At 41.1% G+C, this 25,337-nt stretch carries 27 protein-coding genes and 1 pseudogene; 8 read left to right on the forward strand and 20 right to left on the reverse strand.

The genetic code is table 11. The features are described 5' to 3' along the window. Positions 1 to 56 precede the first annotated feature (56 nt). A complete protein-coding gene (gene ahpA / locus QA442_RS14795; protein WP_014663800.1) occupies positions 57 to 599 on the reverse strand; it encodes a biofilm-specific peroxidase AhpA in 543 nt (180 codons plus the stop codon). A gap of 235 nt (positions 600 to 834) precedes the next feature. On the opposite strand from ahpA, the gene mscT reads away from it, so the two are divergent. Then, the gene (gene mscT, locus QA442_RS14800) at positions 835 to 1,638 is read left to right on the forward strand and encodes a small-conductance mechanosensitive channel protein MscT (RefSeq protein WP_071580642.1); all 804 of its coding nucleotides are present in this window, start codon (positions 835 to 837) and stop codon (positions 1,636 to 1,638) included. A 35-nt stretch (positions 1,639 to 1,673) separates the two neighbouring features. On the opposite strand, the gene QA442_RS14805 is transcribed toward mscT, so the two are convergent. From QA442_RS14805 to fadH, 13 genes are all read right to left on the reverse strand, one after another. Continuing rightward, on the reverse strand, positions 1,674 to 1,919 hold the full coding sequence (locus QA442_RS14805; RefSeq protein WP_003232382.1) for a YkuS family protein: 246 nt from the start codon (positions 1,917 to 1,919) through the stop codon (positions 1,674 to 1,676). A gap of 61 nt (positions 1,920 to 1,980) precedes the next feature. Beyond that, positions 1,981 to 3,105 (reverse strand): N-acetyldiaminopimelate deacetylase, encoded by a 1,125-nt coding sequence (locus tag QA442_RS14810; protein ID WP_071580641.1) that lies wholly within the window; start codon positions 3,103 to 3,105, stop codon positions 1,981 to 1,983. Between the two features lie 69 nt (positions 3,106 to 3,174). Continuing rightward, positions 3,175 to 3,885, reverse strand: coding sequence for a 2,3,4,5-tetrahydropyridine-2,6-dicarboxylate N-acetyltransferase (gene dapD / locus QA442_RS14815; RefSeq protein ID WP_014663797.1), 711 nt, complete (start codon positions 3,883 to 3,885; stop codon positions 3,175 to 3,177). Between the two features lie 104 nt (positions 3,886 to 3,989). After that, a complete protein-coding gene (locus tag QA442_RS14820) occupies positions 3,990 to 4,445 on the reverse strand; it encodes a flavodoxin (RefSeq protein WP_069838847.1) in 456 nt (151 codons plus the stop codon). Positions 4,446 to 4,460: 15 nt separating this feature from the next. After that, positions 4,461 to 5,354, reverse strand: coding sequence for a WD40/YVTN/BNR-like repeat-containing protein (locus QA442_RS14825; protein ID WP_095431408.1), 894 nt, complete (start codon positions 5,352 to 5,354; stop codon positions 4,461 to 4,463). Further along, entirely contained in the window at positions 5,344 to 5,820 is a 477-nt protein-coding gene (locus QA442_RS14830) for a flavodoxin (protein ID WP_095431409.1), read from the reverse strand. The genes QA442_RS14825 and QA442_RS14830 overlap by 11 nt, the downstream gene beginning before the upstream one ends. Positions 5,821 to 5,930: 110 nt before the next feature. Further along, positions 5,931 to 6,812 carry a transcriptional regulator CcpC gene (gene ccpC, locus QA442_RS14835; RefSeq protein WP_014663793.1) on the reverse strand — a complete coding sequence of 294 codons (882 nt, stop codon included), beginning with the start codon at positions 6,810 to 6,812 and terminating at the stop codon, positions 5,931 to 5,933. Positions 6,813 to 6,958: 146 nt separating this feature from the next. Then, positions 6,959 to 7,402: a cyclic-di-AMP-binding protein CbpB gene (gene cbpB / locus QA442_RS14840; protein WP_003218674.1), complete on the reverse strand. Its 444-nt coding sequence runs from the start codon at positions 7,400 to 7,402 to the stop codon at positions 6,959 to 6,961. 137 nt (positions 7,403 to 7,539) lie between these two features. After that, positions 7,540 to 7,731: an AbrB antirepressor AbbA gene (gene abbA, locus QA442_RS14845; protein ID WP_003218673.1), complete on the reverse strand. Its 192-nt coding sequence runs from the start codon at positions 7,729 to 7,731 to the stop codon at positions 7,540 to 7,542. Positions 7,732 to 7,870: 139 nt separating this feature from the next. Continuing rightward, complete coding sequence (locus tag QA442_RS14850; protein ID WP_014663792.1) at positions 7,871 to 8,389, reverse strand: ribonuclease H-like YkuK family protein; 519 nt, start codon at positions 8,387 to 8,389, stop codon at positions 7,871 to 7,873. A gap of 111 nt (positions 8,390 to 8,500) precedes the next feature. Next, entirely contained in the window at positions 8,501 to 8,740 is a 240-nt protein-coding gene (locus tag QA442_RS14855; protein WP_003218671.1) for a YkuJ family protein, read from the reverse strand. A 654-nt stretch (positions 8,741 to 9,394) separates the two neighbouring features. Next, a complete protein-coding gene (locus QA442_RS14860; RefSeq protein WP_071580636.1) occupies positions 9,395 to 10,618 on the reverse strand; it encodes an EAL domain-containing protein in 1,224 nt (407 codons plus the stop codon). A 62-nt stretch (positions 10,619 to 10,680) separates the two neighbouring features. Beyond that, positions 10,681 to 11,445, reverse strand: a complete 765-nt coding sequence (fadH, locus tag QA442_RS14865) for a 2,4-dienoyl-CoA reductase (protein WP_071580635.1) — start codon at positions 11,443 to 11,445, stop codon at positions 10,681 to 10,683. Positions 11,446 to 11,588: 143 nt separating this feature from the next. On the opposite strand from fadH, the gene QA442_RS14870 reads away from it, so the two are divergent. From QA442_RS14870 to QA442_RS14885, 4 genes are all read left to right on the forward strand, one after another. After that, a complete protein-coding gene (locus QA442_RS14870) occupies positions 11,589 to 12,449 on the forward strand; it encodes a metallophosphoesterase (RefSeq protein ID WP_071580634.1) in 861 nt (286 codons plus the stop codon). 57 nt (positions 12,450 to 12,506) lie between these two features. Next, on the forward strand, positions 12,507 to 13,001 hold the full coding sequence (locus QA442_RS14875) for a L,D-transpeptidase family protein (RefSeq protein ID WP_080488100.1): 495 nt from the start codon (positions 12,507 to 12,509) through the stop codon (positions 12,999 to 13,001). Between the two features lie 75 nt (positions 13,002 to 13,076). Beyond that, complete coding sequence (locus tag QA442_RS14880) at positions 13,077 to 14,369, forward strand: MFS transporter (protein WP_071580632.1); 1,293 nt, start codon at positions 13,077 to 13,079, stop codon at positions 14,367 to 14,369. Positions 14,370 to 14,493: 124 nt separating this feature from the next. Beyond that, positions 14,494 to 14,958, forward strand: coding sequence for a YkyB family protein (locus tag QA442_RS14885; RefSeq protein WP_003232406.1), 465 nt, complete (start codon positions 14,494 to 14,496; stop codon positions 14,956 to 14,958). Between the two features lie 43 nt (positions 14,959 to 15,001). Here QA442_RS14885 and cheV read toward each other — a convergent pair whose 3' ends face one another. Next, a complete protein-coding gene (cheV, locus tag QA442_RS14890) occupies positions 15,002 to 15,913 on the reverse strand; it encodes a chemotaxis protein CheV (protein ID WP_071580630.1) in 912 nt (303 codons plus the stop codon). Positions 15,914 to 16,117: 204 nt separating this feature from the next. Here cheV and QA442_RS14895 point away from each other — a divergent pair, with 204 nt between their 5' ends. Both QA442_RS14895 and QA442_RS14900 read left to right on the forward strand, forming a co-directional pair. Then, positions 16,118 to 16,279, forward strand: coding sequence for a hypothetical protein (locus QA442_RS14895; protein ID WP_003245246.1), 162 nt, complete (start codon positions 16,118 to 16,120; stop codon positions 16,277 to 16,279). Positions 16,280 to 16,480: 201 nt separating this feature from the next. Further along, on the forward strand, positions 16,481 to 17,662 hold the full coding sequence (locus tag QA442_RS14900) for an aminotransferase A (protein WP_069838855.1): 1,182 nt from the start codon (positions 16,481 to 16,483) through the stop codon (positions 17,660 to 17,662). 10 nt (positions 17,663 to 17,672) lie between these two features. Here QA442_RS14900 and kinA read toward each other — a convergent pair. Together kinA and QA442_RS14910 are read right to left on the reverse strand one after the other, a co-directional pair. After that, positions 17,673 to 19,493: pseudogene (gene kinA / locus QA442_RS14905) on the reverse strand (sporulation histidine kinase KinA). Positions 19,494 to 19,656: 163 nt separating this feature from the next. Beyond that, positions 19,657 to 21,771, reverse strand: a complete 2,115-nt coding sequence (locus tag QA442_RS14910; protein WP_141237708.1) for a peptidoglycan D,D-transpeptidase FtsI family protein — start codon at positions 21,769 to 21,771, stop codon at positions 19,657 to 19,659. 336 nt (positions 21,772 to 22,107) lie between these two features. Between QA442_RS14910 and QA442_RS14915 the strand changes: the two genes are divergently transcribed. Further along, positions 22,108 to 22,881: a CAP domain-containing protein gene (locus QA442_RS14915; protein WP_095431411.1), complete on the forward strand. Its 774-nt coding sequence runs from the start codon at positions 22,108 to 22,110 to the stop codon at positions 22,879 to 22,881. 404 nt (positions 22,882 to 23,285) lie between these two features. Here QA442_RS14915 and QA442_RS14920 read toward each other — a convergent pair whose 3' ends face one another. Genes QA442_RS14920 through QA442_RS14930 form a run of 3 tightly spaced genes read right to left on the reverse strand, consistent with a single transcriptional unit; the run spans position 23,286 to position 25,309 of the window. Continuing rightward, a complete protein-coding gene (locus tag QA442_RS14920) occupies positions 23,286 to 24,176 on the reverse strand; it encodes a Vgb family protein (RefSeq protein WP_095431412.1) in 891 nt (296 codons plus the stop codon). Between the two features lie 3 nt (positions 24,177 to 24,179). Continuing rightward, on the reverse strand, positions 24,180 to 24,455 hold the full coding sequence (locus QA442_RS14925) for a hypothetical protein (RefSeq protein WP_095431413.1): 276 nt from the start codon (positions 24,453 to 24,455) through the stop codon (positions 24,180 to 24,182). Beyond that, positions 24,443 to 25,309: an NAD(P)-dependent oxidoreductase gene (locus QA442_RS14930; protein ID WP_069149512.1), complete on the reverse strand. Its 867-nt coding sequence runs from the start codon at positions 25,307 to 25,309 to the stop codon at positions 24,443 to 24,445. The genes QA442_RS14925 and QA442_RS14930 overlap by 13 nt, the downstream gene beginning before the upstream one ends. Positions 25,310 to 25,337 lie beyond the last annotated feature (28 nt).

The following is a 25,337-nucleotide window of genomic DNA, read 5'->3' on the forward strand; positions in this document are numbered from 1 at the left end:
TCCTATTAAACAGTAAAGCCTAACGGATATGCTAAACCTTTCGTTCTTAGAAAGATTTACAGTGTTTTTTGGCCTGGTTTCCAGTTAGCCGGACAGAGTCCGCCAGTCTGCAGCGCCTGAAGAACACGAAGCGTTTCATCCACATCACGCCCTATGTTGTTATGGAAAACAGTTTGATATTGAAGCTCCCCTTCAGGATTCATAATAAACAATCCGCGTAAAGCCACACCTTCTTCTTCGATTAAAACACCATATTCCCGGGATACCTCATGGTTTGTATCAGCAGCAAGCGGATATTTCAGCTGGCCAAGACCGTTTTCTTTGCGGTCTGTATTGATCCAAGCTAAATGAGTATGGATCGTATCAGTTGAAACCCCGATGACTTCTGCATCAAGATCTTCGAACTCGTCATAGCGGTCAGACATTGCTGTAATTTCTGTCGGACAAACAAAAGTGAAGTCCATTGGATAGAAAAACAACACCGTCCATTTGTCGTTTTTCATGTTTTCCTCAAGACTTACTTTGCCAAATTCTTTGCTTGCAAGGACTGCTTCCATTTCAAAACGAGGAGCTTGTTTACCTACCATACGTTCTGCCATATGTATCCCTCCAATTTATTGTTTGGCTTAAACGTCGACATTTCATGAAAATAAAGGTTTATTAACCATATTTTGTTATAACAACACCATTATATAAAAGCGTATTTCCCGAGTCAATTTTTAACAAATCATGTATGTCTTTGGCTTCGACATTTTTGAATAAAACGTTTAACATGGTCATGTACAGGGTATCTAGTCTCAATGTGCAGCAATCAATTCAGAAAAGGAGCTCAACATGGACTTTATTAATCAATATGATTGGGCGGGACTTATTACAAATGCCGGTGTTCTGCTCATTAAACTTGCTATTATGATATTGCTCTATTTTATCGTTCGATCATTAGGCATAAAAATCATTAAACATCTATTTGCAAAATTCGAGGAGCAGAATAGTTTGTCTATCGGACGTGCACATACGCTCCGAAGCCTGACTCTTAACATATTTGCCTATACATTGATTTTCATATTCTTCGTCATGGTTCTTGATTTGTTTCATTACGATCCAAGCGCTCTTTTAGCGGGGGCAGGAATCGTCGGCCTGGCTGTCGGATTTGGCGCCCAAGGGCTTGTCAGTGACATCGTGACAGGTTTTTTTATTTTGCTTGAGAAACAATTGGATGTCGGAGATTATATTACGGTTTCTACCTTTGACGGAATTGTCGAACAGGTTGGCTTAAGAACAACTCAAATCCGCAGCTTTGACGGAACACTGCATTACATCCCCAACAGAAATATTACAAACGTGAGCAATCATTCACGGGGAACCATGCAGGCACTTGTTGACATTAAAGTGCCGGCTGAAAGAAACATTGATGAAATGATTCACATTTTACAGCAAGTATGTGATGAAACGGCAGCCGCTCTTCCGCAAATAAAAGAAGGCCCAAATGTCATCGGGATTCAAGAACTGGGGACTTCTGAAATTGTGATCAGAGTCATTGCAAAAACAGAAAATATGGAACAGTGGCGAGTCGAGCGAGTGCTTAGAAAGGAAATAAAAACTGCGTTTGACCGCGCTTTTCCTAAAGAAACTGAATAATAAAAGAACCGAAGCTCTTTGCTTCGGTTTTTATGTTACTGAATTCTGCTTTCAACTTCGCTGCAAATTTCTTCAGCCGTCATCCCGGAAGCTGTAATGACAGGTGCTTGTGTTACCGTATCGGCTATCCCTTGCACATTATTATCAAGGCCCGTTACGACACAGCAGTCACAGCCTTGTGCATCGGCAGGGCTTTTCATCATCACAACGTCATAGCCTTTTTCTTTTAAAGCAGCTTCTACATCTGATAACGATTGTTCAATTCCAATTTTTTTAGCCATTATTGAACACCTCCGTTTACTAGAGTGCTCATTTTATGGAATTTTATTCTTTCATTTGTACTTAATTGGCATAAACAGAGAAATAACCAGTCATGACATTAACCGCTGTTTCTATCGCATTTTCATCGGGGTTCAGCTTAGCGTGATGAAGCCCGTGTTCAGAATCAGCGCCGAGCCAGAACATAAAGCCGGGATATTTTTTCAGCATGTAGCCAAAATCCTCTCCCGTCATTGCTTCTTTTGCTTCTATTACTGTCGCCAGTTGATGTTCAGCAACAAAAGACATAAATTCTTCTGTCAGTCCGTTCGTATTGTAAACTTGGTGATATACAGACGGATAAGTCACTTTTCCTTTGCAGCGGAATCCAATTTCGATTCCTTTCACTATATCTTCAATCCGTTCCTTTACCTGTTTCATCGATTCTTCAGAAAGCGTGCGAATCGTGCCTTCCAGGTGGGCCGTTTCGGCAATGATATTTTGTGCCGAGCCTCCGGTAATGGTACCAACTGTAATAACAGCGCTGTCTAGCGGATCTGTGTTTCTAGAGATGATCGTTTGCAGCTGGGTGACAAGTGTACTTGCCGCTACAACCATATCCTCAGCCAAATGCGGATATGCCGCATGTCCCCCTTTGCCTTCCAGATCGATGACAAGCTCTGATGTATTCGCAAATAGAAGGCCGCTTTTTGTCGCAATGGTGCCTACCGGAAGCTCTGGTGCAATATGAAGCGCAGTGATGAAATCAGGCTGCCACTTTTTTAATACATCGCTCTCAAGCATTGGTTCCGCACCGCCAGGCCCTTCCTCTGCCGGCTGGAACAGAAAAAGCAAATCATGTTTGACTGGATGGTGAACAAAATGATCAATAATGCCGAGCGCAATCGTCATATGCAAATCATGTCCGCAGGCGTGCATGTTGCCGGGATGCTCTGATGCGAATGGAAGACCTGTTTGCTCTTCGATGGAGAGCGCGTCGATATCCGCTCTGTACGCCAGCATTTTTTCCGGCGCCGTCCCGTTTACCTTTACAAAAAGCCCTGTTCGCCATTTTTCAATTTCAATTCTGTCTTCGGGATATTGTTCTAAGACATGTAATAAATACTGCTGGGTTTTGAACTCCTGAAACCCAAGCTCCGGTATCCGGTGCAAATCTCTGCGGATTGCGATGAGCTCCTCTTTCTTCATTTTTCATTCCTCCTAGCTATACGAATAAGGCGTGGATATATTATCCACGCCTTTTTTATCAAACTTTCCTTACAGCTGGCGTAATTCCTGCTTGATTTCAGTTTTGCCTTTTGTTTTTTCATCAATGTCTTTGATTTTCTTAGCTGGTGTGCCTGCCACAACAGTGTATGGCTCAACGTCGTTTACCACGATCGCTCCAGCAGCAACAACAGCTCCTTTACCTACTGTTACGCCTTCAAGCACAACAGCATTTGCGCCGATGACAACATCGTCTTCAATCACAACCGGTTTAGCGGATGGCGGCTCAATAACACCCGCAAGTACAGAACCCGCGCCGATATGGCAGTTTTTCCCGACAGTAGCTCGTCCGCCAAGCACAACGTTCATATCAATCATTGTGCCTTCGCCGATAACTGAACCGATATTAATAGAAGCGCCCATCATGATGACTGCGTTATCACCGATTTCAACTTGGTCGCGGATGATCGCGCCAGGCTCGATACGCGCTTTGATATTTTTAAGATCAAGCATTGGGATCGCAGAATTGCGGCGGTCATTTTCAACCACATAGTCTTCGATTTTGCTTTGGTTTTCTTCAATTGCTGTTTGAATTTCGCTCCACTCACCGAAAACGACACCAGTGTTTCCGTTGATAAAAGCTTTCGCAGCTTCGCCGAAATTGATGCCTTCCAGCTCACCTTTCACGTAAACCTTTACAGGTGTAGATTTTGTGCTATTTTGAATAAATGAAATAATTTCATTTGCGTCCATCATTTTCATATGTATAGTCCTCCTCCTGATTTTCTACCTCATTACTGTATCAAAGGAAAGATACAAAGACAAGAAAAAAAGGAACAGCCGCTTTAGCAGTTCCCGGTGGGCTATCAGACAGCGCACCCGCTTTTCTTAGCGAATTGTTTCCCGAAGTTTATTAATTCATCCTCTTCTTCACCTTCTGGATTATTTTCGATTTTTACCGAAGGGAGCACAATGTCGCCACCGCGTTCTTTTATTTTTGCCTCAAGCGTATCAACCGCTCCACAGAAAAATTCATATGCTGTATCACCGGAACCGAATACAGCGCATGTTTTGCCGGAAAAATCAATCTCATCCATGTCTTCAGCCAGATCTAAAAATTCATCAGGCAGATCGCCGTCTCCCCACGTATAGGTTCCCATTATAATATGGTCATAATCGTTAAACAGCTGGGCATCACTAATATCCATTGCTTCGAAACGGTCCACTTCTGCTTCCGCCTCCTGAAGCCCCTTCTCAATCAAATCTGCCATTGCTTCAGTGTTGCCTGACATTGTTGCATAAACGAGCAAAATCTTCGCCAATTCTTTATTCCTCCTCTAATGAATCATTGCAGAAACTTCGTACGGCTGGACAAATTTACATTCATACAAGCCCGCACAAAAGAAATTCTCTTTCTGATTGGCCACTCTCCATCCATGCCCCTTAATGGTATCGAACCATTTTAATGACCGGGCTTCGAGATCAACCTGGTAAATTCTCGAAAAACCATTTTCATCTTGTGTCGTAGTGACATATATAATGCCATCATCCTCTGAAAGATCAAGAAATGATTCTTCTTTTCTGATCATACTGGATTGTATAGTGAATTCTTCATCAGTCAAAAGATTCCGTACAGTGACAGCTCCGTGCTTTCCTTTCACAGAACCCATCGCCGCCACCAGCCAATTTTCATTGAACACGAGCATGGATGCCGTCATCCGTTTTTTTTCTTTTTTGACAATTCGGACAGTGTCACACTTAATGTCATAAGCCCAAATGCCGCCAAAATATTCGTGTATTTGCGTGCCGATGAAAAGATTGTCCCCATGCAGGCATAACGACCGGATAACAGGAGGATTATCACATTCAGCAAAAGGTTTGGCTACGCGCCATGAGACACCAAAATCATCCGATACATAAATACAATGCTTGCCATGGGCGCAGACAAATCCGTTGTTTCTGCCGGTAATCGCCCACACTGTTGCATTTGTCGGAAAGCTCGACATCGTCCAGGTTTTCCCTTCATCAGCTGAACGAATGACCATTCCCTTTTCACCGACGCCAAATAAGTAAGGCCCTATATAACTGATACAGTGTATCTTACTTTTCAAACGAAAAAGCTTTCTCCAGCCCCGCTCCATAGAATAATGAAAAATGCCTTCTCTTTGTACCGCCACAAAATATCCAGAAAACGCCGATGCCGTGACAGCAGTTGCTCCTTTATGAAACATGGCTTTTTTCCTTGCTTATATAATCTGCCCATGCAAGAAAACCTTTCGCAAACGCTCGGCAGCTTTCCACATCTTCATCTGTTTCAGGGGCTAATTCGATTTTTAGTGTTTCCTGGTAAACAGCAGCTCCCGACTCTTGCAGCATGGCACTGAACAAATTCACCGCTTCGCAAAACTTTGGATAAGAATAATCGCCAGATCCGAAGCAGGCTGTTTTTAAACCATTAAGCTGAAGCTGTTTGACCTCTTCGAAGAAATCCTCCGCTTCGTAGGGCAAATCGCCGTCTCCCCATGTATAAGTGCCAATCAGTACATAATCATAGGATGTTAAAGCCGACGCATCCGCATCGTCTATCTCGACACAATCGATATCCAACTCATATTCCTGAAGCGTTTCTTTTATTATGAAGGCAATGTCTTCTGTATTACCTGACATGCTGGCATATGTAATCAAGGCTTTAGCCATGTTATCACCTCATTAATTGATAATGATTTTCAATATCATATGTATCACTTTAAATGATAATGATTCTCACTGTCAACATATAAATAAAAAAAGACAGCACATCGCTGTCTTTAAAATGGATTTTCCTGATCCAGCATATCCTTTATTACTTGTACAAAAGCTTGGACTTGTTTCAGTTCAAAGGCAGGCTCATAGCCTAATAACCATGTATCCCGACCGATCGGATGCCCTTTCAGGTCTAACAGAGGCATTTTATTCACTTTATCTTCATTTTGAAGGGTAACAGACGGCAAAATGGCATAACCGATTCCGTGCAGCGCCATCTGTTTGCACGTTTCAATCTGATCAACCAATATCGTCTGTTTTGGCGACGTTTTAAATTTTTGGTGCCACCAGTGCTGTATTTCCTGAAAATACGTACTGTCACTTTTAAACTGGATAAACGGTCGTTCTGTATGGGCAATATCTTCGATGCAGGAAATTTCAGTATCTACTAAATACAGATGATCTGTCATTAAGTAATCTTTGCGGCCCTTCCACTCAGGGTTGCCTCTTATTATGCCGATATGAACCTGATCCTCATATAAGCTTTTCAGCATTTCGCTGCTCCACCCGGTTATGAGCGAGATCTTTGCATTCGGATACTTTTCAACATACGTCTTCAGGACTTTAGGGAGCCAATGCTGACCGATTATAGAGGCGACGGCAAGCTTCAATGTGCCGTGAATTTCACCTTCAAGTTCATCAATATTTTCTCTTATTCTTTCCTGCTCTAATGTTACATCATTCGCAAACTGAATGATTTTCTCCCCGGCCGGCGTTACCGTTAATCCTTTTTGGGATCTTAAAAAGATTTTTGTGCCCCACGCCTTTTCAATGGTTTGTAAGCGCTGAGATAAAGCCGGCTGAGATACGAAAAGCCGTTCCGCCGCCTTTCTCATGTTTAATTCCTCAGCTAAAACTACGAGCATATGAAGCTCTTGAAGCTGCATGTCGTCCTCCTTTTTATTATCAATAAGTTTTTCTTATCTCCCATTCTAATAAAACCTTAGTTTCTGATTCAAGCCCTATTCTCATTTAAATTATGTATGCGCTTTCTTTTTTGCTCTGTCAATATAATAAAAATAGGCCTTAAAGCCTACTTATTCAATGAGCGTATGTGCTTATTCAATTCCTTTAAAACGACTCTTCTCGTAAAAATTCCTTCAAACACCTGCTCGTCATTTTCAACACAAACAAATCCGTTATTAATGACCATGCCGAATCCCTTCATAATCGGATCATTGATATGAAGGCGCGGAATATCAGTCAACATGACCTCCTCAACAGTAATTTGGTCAAGCTTTTCAAACTCAATTCTTTCAAGTCCAAAAATACTGTTCATGATCATATTTGTCCCGATTAATCCATGTAAACGATAGGAAGGATCAAGAACCGGGATGGCTGTGTATCCGGTTTTTGTCAGTACTAATAATGCGTGCTCAAGGTTATTTCCGACTTGCACGTGCGCTACTTTGTCCGCCTCAATCATAAATTGTCCGACTGTTGCCTCAAGAAGCTGATCTGATTGTAAGCTTATCATGTTTTCGACCCCTTTTCATTTTCATCATCAATACATTCCCTATATTGCAATAATATAAACTTTATCAGTATTTGTCGAAAAGTTTCCTTTCAATAAAAAAGATACTCTTTGTGGAGTATCAATTATAGGGTGTTCCATTAATTTTCAAATCGAAATCGGTCGTATAGCGTTACAAGTTTTTTGTAGGTGGTTCCGTCAACGTTTTTGGTCCCTGTCTCTATATCGTTGATCTCACTGCTTAATAGCTCGATGGCATACTCATGGTTGATCAGGATATTCAGCAGAAGTTTTTGTTCTTCTTCTGTAAATCGTTCACCGATAAGACTCATTCGTAATCAGGCCCCCTGTTTTATACTGAATACCTCTGAAAGCAAGACAACTTACTTTCAGCTCTACCGCTAGAATAAGTAATCAGAAAACAAACGTCAACCGCATAATTCGACATTCCCCTTGGCATTTCAGCCAGAATTATTTTGTGAAACGATTTGCATAGCTGAATGCAGTGTATGAATCCGGCTTTATTTTGGCCTCAATCCCCATGGAAGTGATACGTCCTGTCATTTCTTGGATCAGATCTTTTGTAAGACCTTTTTTCCCAATATCCAAGTGGACTTCAAAGGTAAGATCCGCCCCCTCACCGGCAAAGGGCAGGAGCAGATCGGTAATATCCATTAAGTGTCCATCAAGAATATGAGCGGCCGTTTCTTGGCTGTAGGCCGTTTCTAACGAAATCTTTTCCCGAAGGCTATGTATGGGTCTGTTGACTGTATGATTTTTCAAGCAGCCCCAAGCTCCCTTGCCTGTACGATGCAAATGCAATGCGGTAATAAACTTTGTGTAATCACGGTAAACCTGTGAATCGGTTCCGATCGATAACACATAAGAAGAACGGGGATCCTTTTGAACAAAGGATTTAAGCCGTTCCATCACATCTTGAAAGGTCATCTGTGCTTCTGAAAGATTATAAAACAGAAAAGAATCAGCCATCACGACACTCCTTTTCAAGGATTTACAACCATGAAACAAGTATGTTCCTTACATGTTTATTTCGATTACTTTTGCAAAGGCGGAAGCTTCCTTCCTCCTATTTCAGGAATCTTACTGAAGAAGTTCAAAAATTTCGATTGAAACCATGTCGATATTATCAAACGGATATGTGTTAGGTTTTTCACCTTTTTGGAAAACCGTCAGTTCAAACGTTTGATTTTTTTCGAAATATTTAACACTGCATATTTTCTCACCATTCACTTCGAAATAACGCTGCATTGGCTCGTTAGCCGCTTCCGCTGTTTCTTGCAGACTTTGCAGCCGTGTGATGATACCCATTAATTGTGACATTCTAAAAAAAGACTCCTTTCAAAAAGCAACTTCAAATCAACAAGTATTTATTATAATACAAGTTCTATTGAGCATCATACCATAAAGTCGGACAGGATGGCATTTTCACTGTCGAATTTAAGTAAAGAAAAAAAACGAAAAAAACGATTTTTCTTTAGTTTGAGGCTTTTTTTGAATGTCATGCACACAATTAAGATTTTTTTCGAATTCTTGCAGCATAACAATACCTTTTTGCAACTTTGTCAAAACCTTCTTTTTGATGTGCAGGTGAAATTCCACGCGGCCATACCTCTTGGCAGTCGTATTAAATAGAAGTGATAAAACAATTCGAATGAAATACGTAATCATTCCACAGAGAATTTTCCGCCTAACCTGGTGCAGCAGTGTCAGAGGTATTCGGCACTGAATGTTCCTTTCTGTGTTAACCGTTTACCACTAGTTAGGTTTATTGTTTCAGTGGATTGTCCTATGCTTTGACAAATAAAAAAACTTGGCGGGGGTAGCGCCAAGTTTTTTCGGATCTTGATCTGATAGAGGGGTTGGGGAACAGAGAGTAGCTTCTCTCTATAATTAAATGATAATGATTCTCAGTATCAATGTCAATCGTTTTTTGATATTTTTTTCAATTCATAAAAAAAAACGGCCTTTCAGCCGTTAAATCAGTCCGTCCTGCTCATATAAATAGGAATATGGCAAGTCTATAAATAAATACATTTGATCATCCATCGGATATGAAAACGTTCTAATCATTTCACCTGTTTCCAAATCACTATACAGATCACTGAAAAAACCTTTTCTGAGATTTCTCATTCGCATAATGTTCTCCAAAAAATAAGGACGCCAGCTCCAGTTTTTCTCCGCATATTCTGGCTGATAAATCCATTCTCCATCTTGCTTAAACACATTTCCCGTCAGCTGATCTCCTTCCCCATCACACATGTAAATTCTAAAGCTGCAATCTGTCAGCTCTTCCGCCAGCTTCTTAATAAAATCATCATCAGAAGACAAATTGTTTTTTCTCAAAGAGGTTACAGCCTGATGCACTCGTTTGTAAAACTGTTCGGAATGCTCATAGACGGTTTCCAGCTTCTTTTTCTCATGTGTGATAAATTGGTGAAATTCAGTTTTAAGTCTATGTTTCAATACATCTCTCTCTAGAAACGTTTCAGATGGAGACACCAAGTAATAGCCCTGAAAGTAGCGGCCTCCGTTTCTCCAGGCGTACTGAAGCTGGAAGTTCGCCTCAATATCTTCATACAGCAGCGCCGCCCCGATTTTTCTTGCTAATAAAGAGATGCTGTACAGCACATGCTCATATGACGGTGATGGCTGTGATATTTTCAGCGCCTGCAAATCGATTTTTAACAGATCTGGTGAGAGCAGCGCGATTCTGTCCAAATTGCTGCTTTCTTTTCCGATATTGTCAACTGCGATTTTGATTCCGTATGTACGATAGTATGCAAGCATATGGTAGAGCTGCTCAATATCTCCTTCAAAATTGTGCTCTGTAATTTCTAACACAAAACGGTGGAGTTCGATTCCCTTTGCTTCATATTCTTTCAGAAGCTCCAGAAAGCTTTCACCATGATCCAGCATCAGCAGATTGGCATCCTGATTCATAAAAATCAGCAGATCAGAATCGGCCTCTAAAAAGCGGTCAAGAGCCTGGCGGATAATTCTGTTATCAACCTCTAATTTATATTCTTCGGGTATCCCCGCGTCTAAAAAGAAGGGCCCGAGACTTTGGATTTCTGAATCTGCCAAAATTCGTCCAAGCACCTCATATCCGACGATCTTCTGTTCCTCGGCACTGAAAATCGCCTGGTAATATGGAAGGACATCATCAATGTTCGTTAAAATATCAAGTGGATCCAACATGTTATCACCTGCTTCTCTATCTTTGTCTGATTATACCACATTGAATCCAAAGATTAATATTCTTAAAACGGATAAGGATTCAGCCATTGCCCCCCGTCCATTGTGATACAATCCCCGTTTATATAGGATGCTTCATCTGAAAGCAAAAATGCTGCCAGAGCGGCGATTTCCTCCGGCGTGCCGAGCCGGCCGAGCGGCACACTGTTCATAGTGTGGGCCTTCGCTTTTTCCGATTCAAATAGTTTCTCAGCACCGCCTGTTCGTTCAATCGGGCCGGGAGCTATCGCGTTTGTGCGAATGCCGTATTGACTCCCCCACTCAACGGCCAGCGTTCTTGTCAGTGACAATACCCCCGCTTTGGCTGCAGCGGAATGAACGACCCCTGCTCCCGCTCCCCAAGCGTACGTGGCTGCCATATTTAAAATGACACCCTGCTGCTTCTGGTCAATCCAATGCCTTGCCGCGGCTTGGCTGCAAAAAAATGTACCGTTTAAAACAATATCAATAACGGCTTTCCACCCATTGGGCGTTAGCTTTTCTGCCGGACAAATAAAATTACCGGCCGCATTGTTAATCAGCGCATCAAGCCGGCCAAAGACTTTTACCGCTTCTGTAATCATGTCTGAAGCGGCGGAATCAGAACGGACATCCATTTGAAAACAGGCGACCTGCCCCTCAAAGGTCTCAATTTCTTTTTTTGTTTCTTCAAGTGCTTCATGGTTCCTGCCTGTCACCATAACTTGCCATCCTAATTCAGCCTGTTTTTTTGCCATCGCTTTTCCCATACCGCTTGACCCGCCGGTAATGATAACCGCCTTTTTTTCCATATTTCTCCCCTCCTGTTGTGAATGAGTATTCATTCAATATTATTCTATCATTATACCCCTTCCTCTGTCAGTACATGCTGATATGAGATTTTTATCAGATACAGATGATATAATAGAAAAACTCTATTAAAGGTTGGTTTGAAATGAAAAAGATGTCCAGAAGACAATTTCTCAAAGGAATGTTCGGTGCTCTTGCTGCCGGGGCTTTAACGGCCGGCGGAGGCTATGGCTATGCCAGATATTTAGAGCCGCATATGATTGAGACAACCGAACACACAATAAAAAGTTCTCTCATCCCGCACGGATTTGACGGTTTTAAAATCGTGCAGTTCAGTGATACACACTTGAGTGATTATTTTACACTCGAAGATTTAAAAACAGTCATTCTTACAATTAATGAATCGAAACCTGATCTCATTGTTTTTACAGGTGATATCATCGATAATCCTGATACGTATCAGAACCACCAGGCAGTCATTCCATTGTTGAGAAAGCTTAATGCCCCCTTCGGCAAGCTTTGTATTTACGGCAATCATGATCACGGCGGCTATGGAACTGCTGTTTACAAAAGCCTGATGTCGGCTGGCGGTTTTACGGTATACCGGAATGGCTATCAAACATTATCGCTCGCAGATGGCAGCGAAATCGAGATTGCATCGCTTGATGACTTAATGCTGGGTAACCCAGATTACGAAGGAATCCTTTCAAGGCTGAGTGACAGACTTTTTTCCATTCTTCTCGTCCATGAACCTGATGCAGCCTTGAAAACAACAGATTATCCTGTAAATCTTCAGCTTTCCGGCCATACACACGGCGGCCAGATTCAGCTGCCTTTTTACGGACCGATTATTACGCCTCCATATGGAAAAGTCTACACAGAGGGAATGTATCAAACGGGCAGCAATCATATTTACGTCAACCGCGGCCTCGGGATGACCAGGCTGCCTTTGCGGTTTCTGGCCAAGCCTGAAATCACTGTCTTTACCTTAAAAAGCACAAATTAATGTAGCAGGATAGGCTCCTTATCAATACTTATAAGTAAAAAAAGGAGGATGAGGAAACTGCTTACGTACCAGGTGAAGCAAGGTGATACACTTAACAGCATCGCGGCTGATTTCAGAATCAGCACGGCTGCATTACTCCAGGTTAATCCGTCACTGCAGGCAGGGCTCACCGCAGGACAGACCATCGTCATCCCCGGACTGCCGGACCCTTATACAATTCCGTATCATATCGCAGTCTCAATCGGAGCGAAGACCCTAACGCTGTTCCAAAATAATCGGGTAATAAAAACCTATCCTATCGCCGTTGGCAAAATACTTACGCAAACGCCTACTGGCCAGTTTTACATTATTAACCGCCAGCGTAATCCCGGCGGCCCATTTGGGGCTTATTGGCTAAGCCTTTCAAAGCAGCACTACGGAATACACGGAACGAATAATCCAGCTTCGATTGGCAAGGCTGTTTCTAAAGGATGCATTCGCATGCAAAACAAAGACGTGATCGAACTTGCTTCAATTGTGCCAAACGGAACAAGAGTCTTGATTAACCGGTAATGTTTTCTTATTTGTTTCAAAAACAGGCGGTTTATAATATGATAAAGTGGGACCTTTAGGGTAAGGAGCGTTTTTATGGATATATTTAAAAATCGTAATTTTGTTCATCTATTTTTCGCAGCACTCGCTTCTCAAATGGGCACGACAGTAGGCAACATGGCCTTTGCTTTTTTCTTGCTGGACCGCTTCAGCAGCCAGCCTTCATATACGACCTTGGCGGAGCTGATGTATTCTCTTCCGACCATTTTTGTATTTCTGATCGTCGGAGTCGTCGCGGACCGGTTCGACAGAAAAAAGGTAGCAGAAAACTGTGATTGGATCAGAGCAGGCCTGACTGTCGTTCTTTTTTTCACTTTATTTACCGGCAATATTCCTCTTGTTTTTTGTATTTTATTTGTCAGAAGCGCTGTCACGAAGTTTTTCTTTCCGGCAGAAAACAGTTTGGTACAAGCCATTCTGCCGAAGGAGCATTATGCGAAAGCGGCCGGTCTTAACCAGATGCTTTTTAGCATTTTTATGGTGTTCGGAGTCGGAATTGGCGCTTTTATGTACAAGACAATCGGGATTGAAGGCGCCATTATTCTTGATTTTGTCAGCTTCATCATTTCCGGACTGCTGATCCGCAGCTGCCGGATTCCAAAAGAAGCCCGACAGCCAAACGGTGCATTCAGCTGGAGAAAGACTTCTGTTAAAGATTCGATAAATGACTTTAAAGAAGGCATTCTCTATATTTTAAAAAATAAATTGCTGGCATCTCTTATTTTCGGCTTCTTCATTTTTGGATTTGTCAATGGAGGATTCGCCGTATTGCCAATGTTTACAATGAAATACGGATTGGCGCCTGACCGCTATGAGTGGCATACGTCTGTATTTACGATCGCACTCGGGTTTGGGCTGCTTGCAGGAAGTGTAATCGGCACGATTATCTCTAAAAAAGTGAAGCCCCACTTTTTAATGTCTATACCGATTTTTATTGCAGGTTTGCTGATCTTCGTCCTTGGCTACACAAATATTTTATGGGTGTATTACGCGGCAGCTTTTGCACTGGGAATGTGCATCGGACCGATCAACATTGCAATCGGAGGATGGATGCCAAAAATAGTCCATCCAAAACTGATGGGACGTGTAAGCGGAATGCAGGACCCTTTTATGATGTTTGCACAGTCTTTGACACTCGGCTTAGTGGCGCTGTTATTCCCTAAGTTCGTTTCAAACATTGATTATCTTTATTACGGCATGGGTGTTATCATCCTGATCGTTTTTATTTTTTATTTTATTGCACTGCCAAAATACAGTGCTCAGGCTGTGGAAGTGAATGTTCAGGAAGCATTTCAAGAACAGCCGAAAAAGAAGGCAAGATCTGTATAATGCAGGTTAAAAATGCGATTTTTTCTCAGAAAAAATCGCATTTTCACATTCAATATTTGCATTTCAACTTTAAAAAAGTATAATCTAAACATATAGAAATTGATAAGAGCAAAGGAGAGAAATAATGGACGACCATGCATATACGAAAGATCTGCAGCCAACCGTAGAAAATCTTTCAAAAGCAGTTTACACTGTGAACCGCCATGCAAAAACCGCCCCCAACCCTAAATACCTATATCTGCTGAAAAAACGTGCTTTGCAAAAGCTCGTCAAAGAAGGTAAAGGAAAGAAAATAGGGCTTCATTTTTCAAAAAATCCAAGGTTCAGCCAACAGCAATCGGACGTGCTTATCTCAATCGGAGACTACTATTTTCACATGCCTCCAACTAAAGAAGACTTCGAACATCTTCCGCATTTAGGTACACTTAATCAATCGTACCGAAATCCTAAAGCTCAAATGTCTTTAACAAAAGCAAAACACCTGTTGCAAGAATATGTCGGCATGAAAGAAAAGCCGCTAGTGCCTAATCGCCAGCAGCCAGCTTATCACAAACCTGTCTTTAAAAAGCTTGGCGAGAGTTACTTTTAAAATAAAAACAGCCGTGCCTCTTCCGGGCACCGGCTGTTTTTATTTATTCGATAACATACGTATCCACTTTTTTAATCAAATCACTGATTTCAGGCTTGCTGATTTGCTCATCTGCGCCTACAACTTCGCCGCGGTGGCGTAGATCATCCGTAATTAAAGATGAGAAAATCATAACCGGCACATTTGAGCTTTTCGGATTTTCCTTCAGCAGCTTTGTGAGCCTGTGTCCGTCCATTTTTGGCATTTCAATATCCGTGATGATCATATCAATCTGTTCTGATAAATCAGTTTCGTTTTCAGCAAGGTTCATAATGTAGTCATATGCCTCTTTTCCGTTTTCAAACGAAGCGATATTGTTGTAACCTGCTTCTTTTAATTCATCCTGCAAGAGTCGCATCAAAAGAGGTGAGTCCTCTACAATGATAAGCTTTTTCTCAGTTCTTCTTTCATCGAAGCCCTCGGTATGCATATTGTACGTGTCCACACCTGAATCTGATTCGATGTCATAAATAATTTTTTCATAATCAGGCAAAAAGATCATCAGATCTTCAAGCTTAATAATTCCGGTAAGATGCCGCTCCATTCCTTGATTTAACGATGTCGGCTTTTCAATCGCTTCCCATGATACTCTGTGAATTTGAGACACAGAGCCGACATGAAAAACAATTTTCCGTTTATTAAATTCCGTTACGATATATTTCTCATCTTTTGACCCATCAGGCTCTACTCCAAAAAACGAGAAAAGGCTGATCACTGGGAGGATTTCTCCTCTGAGTTTAATCATTCCTTCTACATGCTGATGGGAGTGAGGCACTGATGTCACCTCGACAGGCTGAATAATTTCTCTTACTTTCATGACGTTAATCCCGAAAGCATTTTCACCCACGCCAAACTTCACAATTTCCAATTCATTTGTACCAGAATCCAATAAAATTTCGTATTGTTGTAACGACAATTCAATCCCTCGCTATTCGCATTCAGTATTGTACTGTATATATCGGCGGAATTTGTAAAAAGTGAATGGCGACTCTTCAAAATCGAATTCCAAGAGCAATTAAGCCGCGTTCCTCAAAAAAGAAACTTTTTTCCTAATAACCATTGACTTTCCAACTAACAGTGATAAAATAGTCAAGGATTTTTCCAAAGAAGGGTGTAAATAATGGGTACCTTAGTAATATTTAAAGAAAACGAAATGACTGTTTTAGAAGATATCAGTGAAGAAACTTACCTGAATATGAAGAAAGAATCAGCTGACCTTCAAGAAGAGCATCCCCCGTATCTGATTTGGCACGAAGACCTTCATTTTGATTATGGCTATTAATGAAATTGGCACATATAAACAATAATAGAACATGATACAATAAAGACAATCAAATCGCTGGTTGTCTTCTTTTTTTCTGAAAAGAAAGGTATGTTTAGAAATAAGGCGCATACAATCGAAATATATCAGTTAAAAAGGTGACAAATAATCAGCTAGTGGTAAAATAGGATAAACTCATTATATTTGTTAAGGTGATGAATTATGGAACATTTGCTGAATCCGAAAGCAAGAGAGATTGAAATTTCAGGAATACGCAAATTCTCGAATCTTGTAGCCCAACACGAAGACGTCATTTCGCTTACAATCGGCCAGCCTGATTTTTTCACGCCGCATCATGTGAAAGCTGCCGCAAAAAAAGCCATTGATGAAAACGTGACGTCATATACACCGAATGCCGGCTACCTGGAGCTGAGACAAGCTGTGCAGCTTTATATGAAGAAAAAAGCGGATTTCAACTATGATGCTGAATCTGAAATTATCATCACAACAGGTGCAAGCCAAGCCATTGATGCTGCATTCCGGACGATTTTGTCTCCTGGTGATGAAGTGATTATGCCAGGGCCTATTTATCCAGGCTATGAACCTATTATCAATTTATGCGGGGCCAAGCCTGTCATTGTTGATACTACGTCACACGGCTTTAAGCTTACTGCCCGGCTGATTGAAGATGCGCTGACACCTAACACTAAGTGTGTCGTGCTTCCTTATCCGTCAAATCCTACCGGCGTGACTTTATCTGAAGAAGAGCTGAAAAGTATCGCAGCTCTTTTAAAAGGCAGAAATGTCTTCGTATTGTCTGATGAAATATACAGTGAATTAACATATGACAGACCGCATTATTCCATCGCAACCTATTTGCGGGATCAAACGATTGTCATTAACGGGTTATCAAAATCACACAGCATGACCGGTTGGAGAATTGGATTTTTATTCGCACCGAAAGACATCGCAAAGCACATTTTAAAGGTTCATCAATACAATGTGTCATGTGCCTCATCCATTTCTCAAAAAGCCGCGCTTGAAGCTGTCACAAACGGCTTTGATGATGCACTAATTATGAGAGAACAATACAAAAAACGTCTGGATTATGTATATGACCGTCTTGTTTCCATGGGAATTGACGTTGTTAAACCGTCCGGTGCGTTTTATATCTTCCCTTCTATTAAATCCTTTGGAATGAGTTCATTTGATTTTAGTATGGCTCTTTTGGAAGACGCTGGCGTGGCACTCGTGCCTGGCAGCTCGTTCTCAACATATGGTGAAGGATATGTAAGGCTGTCTTTTGCATGTTCAATGGACACGCTGAGAGAAGGCTTGGATCGTTTAGAATTATTTGTATTAAAAAAACGGGAATCAATGCAGACGATAAACAACGGCGTTTAAGCCGTTGTTTTTATTTTTTTGGAAATGAAATTTTAAACGCTGTGCCTTTTTCAGGATGGCTGTCCACATGTATGACTCCCTGATGGTTTTCAATGATATTAAATGTCACCATCAATCCAAGACCCGTACCTTTTTCTTTTGTTGTTAAAAATGGCTCTCCAATCCGGTTTAGCACTTTTTCGGGTATACCTTCCCCTTCGTCTTTGACAGTGACATGAACAGAATGCTCATCCTCGGTGATGATAATGTCTACTGTTCCCCCATCAGGCATTGATTCAACTGCATTTTTGATTAAATTAATGAATACCTGCTTTAATTGGTTTTGATCCCCATTTATATTAATGCTGTCTTTTTCATAGCTGGTTCTAATAAAAATGCCATTTAAATTTGCCTGTGTTTCTAACAGGGCTGAGACCTCACCAATTAATTTTTTCAAGTTCAAATATTCTTTGACAGCATTTTGCTGAGGTTTCGCAAGCATGAGCAGTTCACTGAGTATTAATTCAATGCGGCTGAGTTCAGAAAACACAATATCAAAGTAATGCTCGTTTCCTTCCATTGTCGGCTTCATCAGCTGTAAAAATCCTTTGATCGCTGTCAGCGGGTTGCGGATCTCGTGGGCGATTCCCGCCGCGAGCTGGCCTGCGATTGATAATTTTTCCGATTTCAGCATCAATTCTTCTGTTTACTTTCTCTCTGAGATGTCCCGAAGAATGACTTGGACGGCCGCTTCACCAAAAAAGGTCGTCGGAATGCAGACCATCTCCGTATAGATGACCCTATTCTGAAAGGTGAACCAGGATTGCTTGACAATTTCTGATTCTGTTTTTTGCTCGGCAATGTTTTGAATTCTCTCTTTTACATCCTCGTGATCACAAGGATGCAGCTGATCATATATGTTTTTGCCAATTAAATCCTCATAGGTAGCCGCTTCAAACAGGGAAATTCCCGATTCATTCATAAACACCCATTTTCCATTGTGAATCACCGCAATGGTATCAATTGAATTTTGAATCAGCAGCTGATATCGTTCACGGCTTTTTTGCAGGATGGTTTGGAATTTTTTTCTTGAAGAGATATCGATCAGCAGCAGCAGCTCAGCCTGCTGGTTTTTGTAGACGGTCGGGGATGCTTTCACTTCTAAATGAACAGGTGTGCCATCAAGCCTTTTCCACGTCTGTTCAATCATTCCGACTTCCATTCCTTTTTGCATTCGTATAATCCTGTTTTTCACGATATCATGATATTCTTCTTCAATAAATTCATAGGACCATTTGCCAATAATAGCATCCTTGCTTTTGGTTCCCAGCATTGAAAGCATCGCGCTGTTTACATAGACGATCTTGCCTTTGACACTGATGCATAGCGGACTCGGGAGATTTTCAACCAACCGTTCATAATCATCCGTTATATATGTAGTCGATTCCGGGCTTGCAGGCTCGATTTCATGTTTTTCGCAGTTTAGAGATTGATGGCCTGTTTCTTCTTCAAGAACTTTCATTTTCAAAATGATTTCCCGATCTGTCCGCTCAGCTCTTGTCGTAACAATTTCTACTGCAGCCTCCACCCACACAATCGTATGATCTTTTTTAATAAAACGAAAGGTGCACGGCATCAGATGATGTTCATTATAAAAATAGCTTTCAACTAAAAATTGGTCTTCCTCATGTAAAAACGTTTTGAGGAATGATCCGATCATCTCTCCTTGGAGATAGCCCAAATGCAGTTTGGAGTTGGCAGATATATAAATGATACGTCCATTAGAGGCCAAGACTGCATGAATATCGGTTTTCGTTTGAAATGGTTTAACATGCTGCGTATCCTGTTCCACAGAATCCCTCCTTTGCATGATCATCGTGTTTCGACATATACAGATTGACTTTTACCTAGTATGATTCGCTAGAAAATGAGTATTCTCCTTCTATTCTTATGGTGAACGTCAATTTTTGAATAAAAGAAAGGGCACACAATCTTTTCGTTGTGCACCCTGTTTTTTATTTTTTACTGTGTTTTTTTTCGAGCTCTGCGTAGGCGTGGATAGCTCTTTTGGCAATAATTTTATTGATCTTCTCATCATCATCTACTGATGGAACAACAACACTAAAGGCCACTTTTGGTTTTTTCGACGGGTAATAGCCGACAAAAGTCAGATTGTATGTTTTTTTCCCCCACCAGTTGCGATTCGTGCCGTAGTAAAATGTTTCCGCTGTTCCCGTTTTCCCTGATACATCTTCTGTAAACGTATTTTTAGCTGTCCCTGAAGAAGTAACTAATTTCATACCTGTTTGCACTTGCTTCAAATCGCTCTCTGAATTATTAATCTTATTCAGCACTTTAGGTTTTCTGTGTTCAATCGCCTTACCAAGCTGGTCTTTTTTTCCTGGCTTATGAATACTTGTTACGATTCTTGGCTGAACACGATAACCTCCATTGGCGATTACTGAGATGTACTGGGCCATTTGAAGTGGTGTGTATGTATCGTACTGGCCAATTGCTAAGTCTAAAATTAAACCTCCAACAGTTTTAGGGGTGGTTTGCATTCCGGCTGATTCCTGCGGGAGATCAATACCTGTCTTTACTCCTAGGCCAAACTGACTGTAATAGTTTCTCATTTTCAGTAAATCCTTCTGATTAGCTGGAAGAGGTCCATGCGGCTTATATGTTACGCCTGCAATATGCATGGCAACATTGAACATATATACGTTAGAACTTTTTTGCAATGCGGTTAATTCATTGATTGTTCCCATATTGGTATAAGATTTTTTTATAAGATTTGTTCCTAAAAGCATTGGAGCATCCACAAAATATTTATAATGCGGAATTCCATCCTGATAGCCGGCCAGCACGGTGGCGCCCTTCACTGCTGAGCCCATTTCATATTGGGTGGTAAATGCCCCTATCGCATAATCTTCAATTTTGTTGGTTTTTAAGTCTATCTTTTTCCCTGCCATCGATAAAATATCGCCGTTATTCGGGTCCATCATTACGGCAAAAGCTCTGTCCAGCATGTAATTTCCGCGTGCGCGGCTGTTTCTCACTTCTTCTTCAATGATCTTTTCCATCTTTGCTTGAAGCTCCATGTCAAAGGAAAGCTGAAGATCGTATCCCCTGCTGCCTTTATCAATGGTTTTTTGGCTGACGACATTTCCTTTATTGTCTTCTACGTATTCCACTTTTTCTTTATGCGAATTTAAGTAATCTTCATATTGATACTCTAAATAACTTTTTCCCACCCTGTCATTATTCGCATAGCCTCTTGTTAAATAGAAATCTTTCCGGTCGCTCAGCAGGCCCTGATCAGGTGTCGTGACGCCCCCGAAAACGGAATAAAGGGTTTTGTCATAAGGATATTTTCGTGTCCAATCGTTTACAATGTCGATTCCCGGAAGCTCTTCTAAATGCTCAGAAACAATTGAAATTTCATCATATGTTAAGTCATTTTTGGGTCTCTGCGAGGAGTTTTTCTTCTCATCAAGCAGCGCTCCGTTTTTTCCATTGCTATTGCTTTCATTTGGATTCATTGCCTTTACGATTTGAGGTTCGTAGGCATTTCCGCTTGAGAACCTTGTATATATCGCAGCCGTTTCCATTTCTTCGTCATCATGCTGAATAGCCTTCAATTCTTGATCCGGAACACGCTCTAGTTGAAGCTTGTAAGCCTGGGCTCCTTTCAGATTGCTTTCCGATTCCTTAAGCAGGGCGGCGGCTTTTTTCGGATGAGCTGCGATCCAGTAATCACGCAAATCCCTTTCCTTCAAAAATTCGGTATCAATATGAATGAAAGAAGCAAGCCTCTTCGCTGTTTTGATCTTATCTTCGGTTTTTGTGCTAGATGTTGATACATACACAATTTCTGGAACGCTCTGGTTGTCGACAGCAACTTTCTGGTTTCTGTCGTACATCTTCCCGCGAGGAGCAGGATAGTAAGCTGTTTTTGCATTTGATTTCTCAGCGTCTTCTTCATGCTGTTCGCCTTCAACAATTTGAACGACCCCGAGCTTAAAAATTAATGCAGTGAATAAAACAAAGACAGCTAGGAAAAAAAGGTTCATTCTGATTGCTCTGTTTCCTTTGCTCTTTTTCTTTGGTTCACGTCCTATTTCAGTCACTTCTGGTTACCCCTCTCAAATCATTCAATATATTTACATATACTGAGATTAATTGTAACACTTTTGTAATAGTTGTTACAGCGAAAAGGAGTAAAAAAAGCTGTCAACATAAAAACACATTAAAATATAACTAACGATTCAAAAAAAAGGAAGATATGTAACAGTACGATAAAACCATAAATGCTGCTGACTTCTTTATTCTTAGCGATTCAGCGGATTTACTTTACGAAAATGACAATCTCCATTTGTCAAAGGAAAGTGCTGGAGTCTTTATGACAAAAAAGCTATGTTATGATTTTTTTGTAGAAACAAACAACTCTAGGAGGTTACGAACTAATGAAGAAAGCATTTATTTTATCTGCTGCCGCTGCGGTTGGATTATTCACATTCGGAGGCGTACAGCAAGCATCAGCGAAAGAACTCTCCTGCCAGTCTGTGGTAACAGTAAAAACGGGGAACACAGTACAAAACATGTCACTTAACGATGCAGTGAAAAAACTGCATATTAACACAAATATTAAAACGTTAAACGCTGCAAACGAAAAAGAGATTAAGCAGTTTCTTCAAAAACATGCGAAGCAATCTAACATGAAGGTTCAGGATGTTCAAAAGACAGAAACGGCAAAACCGGCGCAAAAAACTACTGAAAAAACAGCTGCTGATCAAAACACCGCTTCTAAAGCACCTGCAACTGCTGAAAAAACAAACACAACAACATCTGCACCTTCATCTGTAAGTGCATATGAGAAAAAAGTTGTTGAGCTTACAAATGCAGAAAGACAAAAACAAGGCTTAAAACCGCTTCAAATTGATGAAACGTTAAGCAAATCTGCACGCGCAAAATCTCAGGATATGAAAGACAAAAACTACTTTGATCACCAAAGCCCAACTTATGGCTCACCGTTTGATATGATGAAATCTTTCGGAATCAGCTACAAAACAGCAGGTGAAAACATTGCGAAAGGCCAAAAGACACCTGAAGAAGTAGTAAAAGCCTGGATGAACAGTGAAGGACACAGAAAAAACATTCTAAACCCTAACTTTACTCACATCGGTGTTGGCTACGTTGAGTCTGGAAGCATCTGGACACAACAATTCATCGGTAAATAATAAAAAATTTCCTGTACGATACAGGTAATCTTCAGCTTGCAGAAAAAACCATGTTTTTTCTGCAAGCTTTTTTACTTTATTCATATTTTTGATGCAGAAATAGAAAAAGCCGCCAGCCAAGCAAGGATAGGATGCGGCATGCTTCTTTACATTCTGGAAATTTGTTCACTCACAATCCGTTTTGTTTTCCACCTTCCATAGCAAATATGCCTTTGATAGAATTGACCTTTTCTGCAATTAAGGAAAAATTTTCAGTCTGAGCAATATAGGCTTCGTCGCAGTTTTTTGTGAGGAACAGAGAAAGACATCATTCTTTAAAGCCTTTCTTTGATTATATGATAGGGAAATAGAGACTGTCCGAGGTTTCTCGACAGCCTGAGGTACAAAGGGCGGCCTCTATTCTATTATGTGGTTAATCTTAGCTTTCCTATTTTGTTACATTCTAATGCAAACCATACTGTTCCATCATTAGCGCATCCAATTCCATGAGGCTCAGCATGAGGTGTGTTGATTGTATATTCTTCAATTTTGTGATCACTTGTCAGCCTTCCGATTTTATTTCCTCCCCATTCGGTAAACCATAAATCGGATTTTCGCCCTGCAGCGATAGCGTGAGGACGTGCATTTGGTGATGGAATATCATATTCAGTTATGTCACCTGAAACTGTAATCCTACCTATCTTATTCCCCATGATTTCTACAAACCAAAGTGCACCATCATGCCCTTTTGTAATACCAACTGGTCCTGCTCCCGGTGTCGGAATTGGAAACTCCGTTACCTCTCCTGATTCAGTTATTTTGCCGATAGCATTATTCTGGTTTTCAGTGAACCAAAGCGAATCATCTGAACCCAATGTAATAAAAGAAGGGTATGATCCTTCATTAGGCAGTTCATATTCATAAATCTTGCCCTCTATCGTCAATTTTCCTATACGATTTCCATTCATCTCAGTAAACCAGATATCGCCGTTTGGACCTTCCGTAATCCCATACGGGGCTGAATGTTGATGCGGTAATGGATATTCTCTAAATTGCCCTTTTTCGGTCAGTTTTCCTATCTTATTAGCTCTATTTTCTGTAAACCAGATATCACCTTTTGAAGACACCGTTAAACACATGGCCCCAGCATCAGGTGTCGGAATCGTATACGCTTGAATTTTTCCCTTCTTATCAATACAGCTTATTTTGTTAGCTTTATGTTGGGTAAACCATACTTTTCCCTCGTGTGAAATGGCTATCCCGTATGGGCCAGAATCAGAATGTAAAATACTTATTTCTTGCTGTTCAAGCTCCATAACTTAATTCCCCCCTTCAATATAATCTGCAAAAAAGCCTCCTATTCTCACTGTTCTGTAATAGGAGGCAATACTTACGTTCATACCTAAATAGGCGCCGATTTCGTCATAAATAAAAACATTACACCATAATCCTATCTCATAATAAACAAAACAAATAAGCATTTCCAAGTGGTATTTTTCTGTTTTACCACCTAGCGCCCAGAAAAAGGCTGTCGAGATTATCACGACAGCCTGATGGTTGCCTGCAGGATACAGGCAGTCTTTTATTTCACCCAAAGTTTATATATACTCTGTGTTCCGCTGTTTTCTTCACCTTGTGCAGCAAGCTTGTCATATAAGGATTTAGCAAGCGATAAGCCTGGCATTTCTTCTCCCATTAGTTCTGCTTCCTCTAGCGCAATTCCCATATCTTTAATAAAATGCTTTACATAAAATCCTGGTTCAAAGTTGCCTTGCAGCATACGGGGAGCAAGATTTGACAATGACCAGCTTCCCGCTGCGCCCGTTGTGATGCTTTTCAGGACATTTTCCGGCTCTAGGCCTGATTTTTGAGCGTATGCCATTGCTTCAGCAACACCGATCATACCAGCTGCAATTGCAATCTGATTGCACATCTTGGTATGCTGTCCGCTTCCAGCCGGTCCTTGGTACTGAATATTCTCTCCCATTAAAGAGAAAATCGGCATGCAGGCTTCAAAAGCTTCTTTTTCTCCACCAACCATAATGGCGAGTGTTCCGTTTTGTGCACCGACATCTCCGCCTGAAACAGGAGCGTCTAAAGCGAATAAAGCTTTTTCTTTGGCCGCTTCAGCAATCTTCTTCGCAAGCGAGGGCTTAGATGTCGTCATATCAATAAGATATGCTCCTTCTTTTGCGTTTTCAATAATTCCGCTTGTTCCGAAATACACTTCTTCAACATCACTGGGATAGCCGACCATTGTAATGATAACATCCGCTTCTTTCGAAAGATCTTTGACCGTTTCTTTCCATACCGCGCCTTTTTGCAGGATGCTGTCTGCTTTTTCTTTTGTCCGGGTGTACACCAATACAGGATGGCCGTCATTGAGAATATGTGTTGCCATGCTTTTTCCCATTACTCCAAGACCGATAAAACCAATTGTTTTTTTCAAGGTCATTCCTCCCAGATGTTTCGTTTAG

Origin of the sequence: Bacillus stercoris (assembly GCF_029772985.1) — a bacterium.
Classification (GTDB): Bacteria; Bacillota; Bacilli; order Bacillales; family Bacillaceae; genus Bacillus; species Bacillus stercoris.

Excerpts from the sequence above, each read along its gene's own strand:
- ahpA (WP_014663800.1), bottom strand. The coding sequence starts at position 599 with ATGGCAGAACGTATGGTAGGTAAACAAGCTCCTCGTTTTGAAATGGAA.
- mscT (WP_071580642.1), top strand. The coding sequence starts at position 835 with ATGGACTTTATTAATCAATATGATTGGGCGGGACTTATTACAAATGCC.
- QA442_RS14805 (WP_003232382.1), bottom strand. The coding sequence starts at position 1,919 with ATGGCTAAAAAAATTGGAATTGAACAATCGTTATCAGATGTAGAAGCT.
- QA442_RS14810 (WP_071580641.1), bottom strand. The coding sequence starts at position 3,105 with ATGAAGAAAGAGGAGCTCATCGCAATCCGCAGAGATTTGCACCGGATA.
- dapD (WP_014663797.1), bottom strand. The coding sequence starts at position 3,885 with ATGAAAATGATGGACGCAAATGAAATTATTTCATTTATTCAAAATAGC.
- QA442_RS14825 (WP_095431408.1), bottom strand. The coding sequence starts at position 5,354 with ATGTTTCATAAAGGAGCAACTGCTGTCACGGCATCGGCGTTTTCTGGA.
- QA442_RS14830 (WP_095431409.1), bottom strand. The coding sequence starts at position 5,820 with ATGGCTAAAGCCTTGATTACATATGCCAGCATGTCAGGTAATACAGAA.
- ccpC (WP_014663793.1), bottom strand. The coding sequence starts at position 6,812 with ATGCAGCTTCAAGAGCTTCATATGCTCGTAGTTTTAGCTGAGGAATTA.
- cbpB (WP_003218674.1), bottom strand. The coding sequence starts at position 7,402 with ATGATAAGCTTACAATCAGATCAGCTTCTTGAGGCAACAGTCGGACAA.
- abbA (WP_003218673.1), bottom strand. The coding sequence starts at position 7,731 with ATGAGTCTTATCGGTGAACGATTTACAGAAGAAGAACAAAAACTTCTG.
- QA442_RS14850 (WP_014663792.1), bottom strand. The coding sequence starts at position 8,389 with ATGGCTGATTCTTTTCTGTTTTATAATCTTTCAGAAGCACAGATGACC.
- QA442_RS14855 (WP_003218671.1), bottom strand. The coding sequence starts at position 8,740 with ATGTCACAATTAATGGGTATCATCACACGGCTGCAAAGTCTGCAAGAA.
- QA442_RS14860 (WP_071580636.1), bottom strand. The coding sequence starts at position 10,618 with ATGTTGGATCCACTTGATATTTTAACGAACATTGATGATGTCCTTCCA.
- fadH (WP_071580635.1), bottom strand. The coding sequence starts at position 11,445 with ATGGAAAAAAAGGCGGTTATCATTACCGGCGGGTCAAGCGGTATGGGA.
- QA442_RS14870 (WP_071580634.1), top strand. The coding sequence starts at position 11,589 with ATGAAAAAGATGTCCAGAAGACAATTTCTCAAAGGAATGTTCGGTGCT.
- QA442_RS14880 (WP_071580632.1), top strand. The coding sequence starts at position 13,077 with ATGGATATATTTAAAAATCGTAATTTTGTTCATCTATTTTTCGCAGCA.
- QA442_RS14885 (WP_003232406.1), top strand. The coding sequence starts at position 14,494 with ATGGACGACCATGCATATACGAAAGATCTGCAGCCAACCGTAGAAAAT.
- QA442_RS14895 (WP_003245246.1), top strand. The coding sequence starts at position 16,118 with ATGGGTACCTTAGTAATATTTAAAGAAAACGAAATGACTGTTTTAGAA.
- QA442_RS14900 (WP_069838855.1), top strand. The coding sequence starts at position 16,481 with ATGGAACATTTGCTGAATCCGAAAGCAAGAGAGATTGAAATTTCAGGA.
- QA442_RS14915 (WP_095431411.1), top strand. The coding sequence starts at position 22,108 with ATGAAGAAAGCATTTATTTTATCTGCTGCCGCTGCGGTTGGATTATTC.
- QA442_RS14920 (WP_095431412.1), bottom strand. The coding sequence starts at position 24,176 with ATGGAGCTTGAACAGCAAGAAATAAGTATTTTACATTCTGATTCTGGC.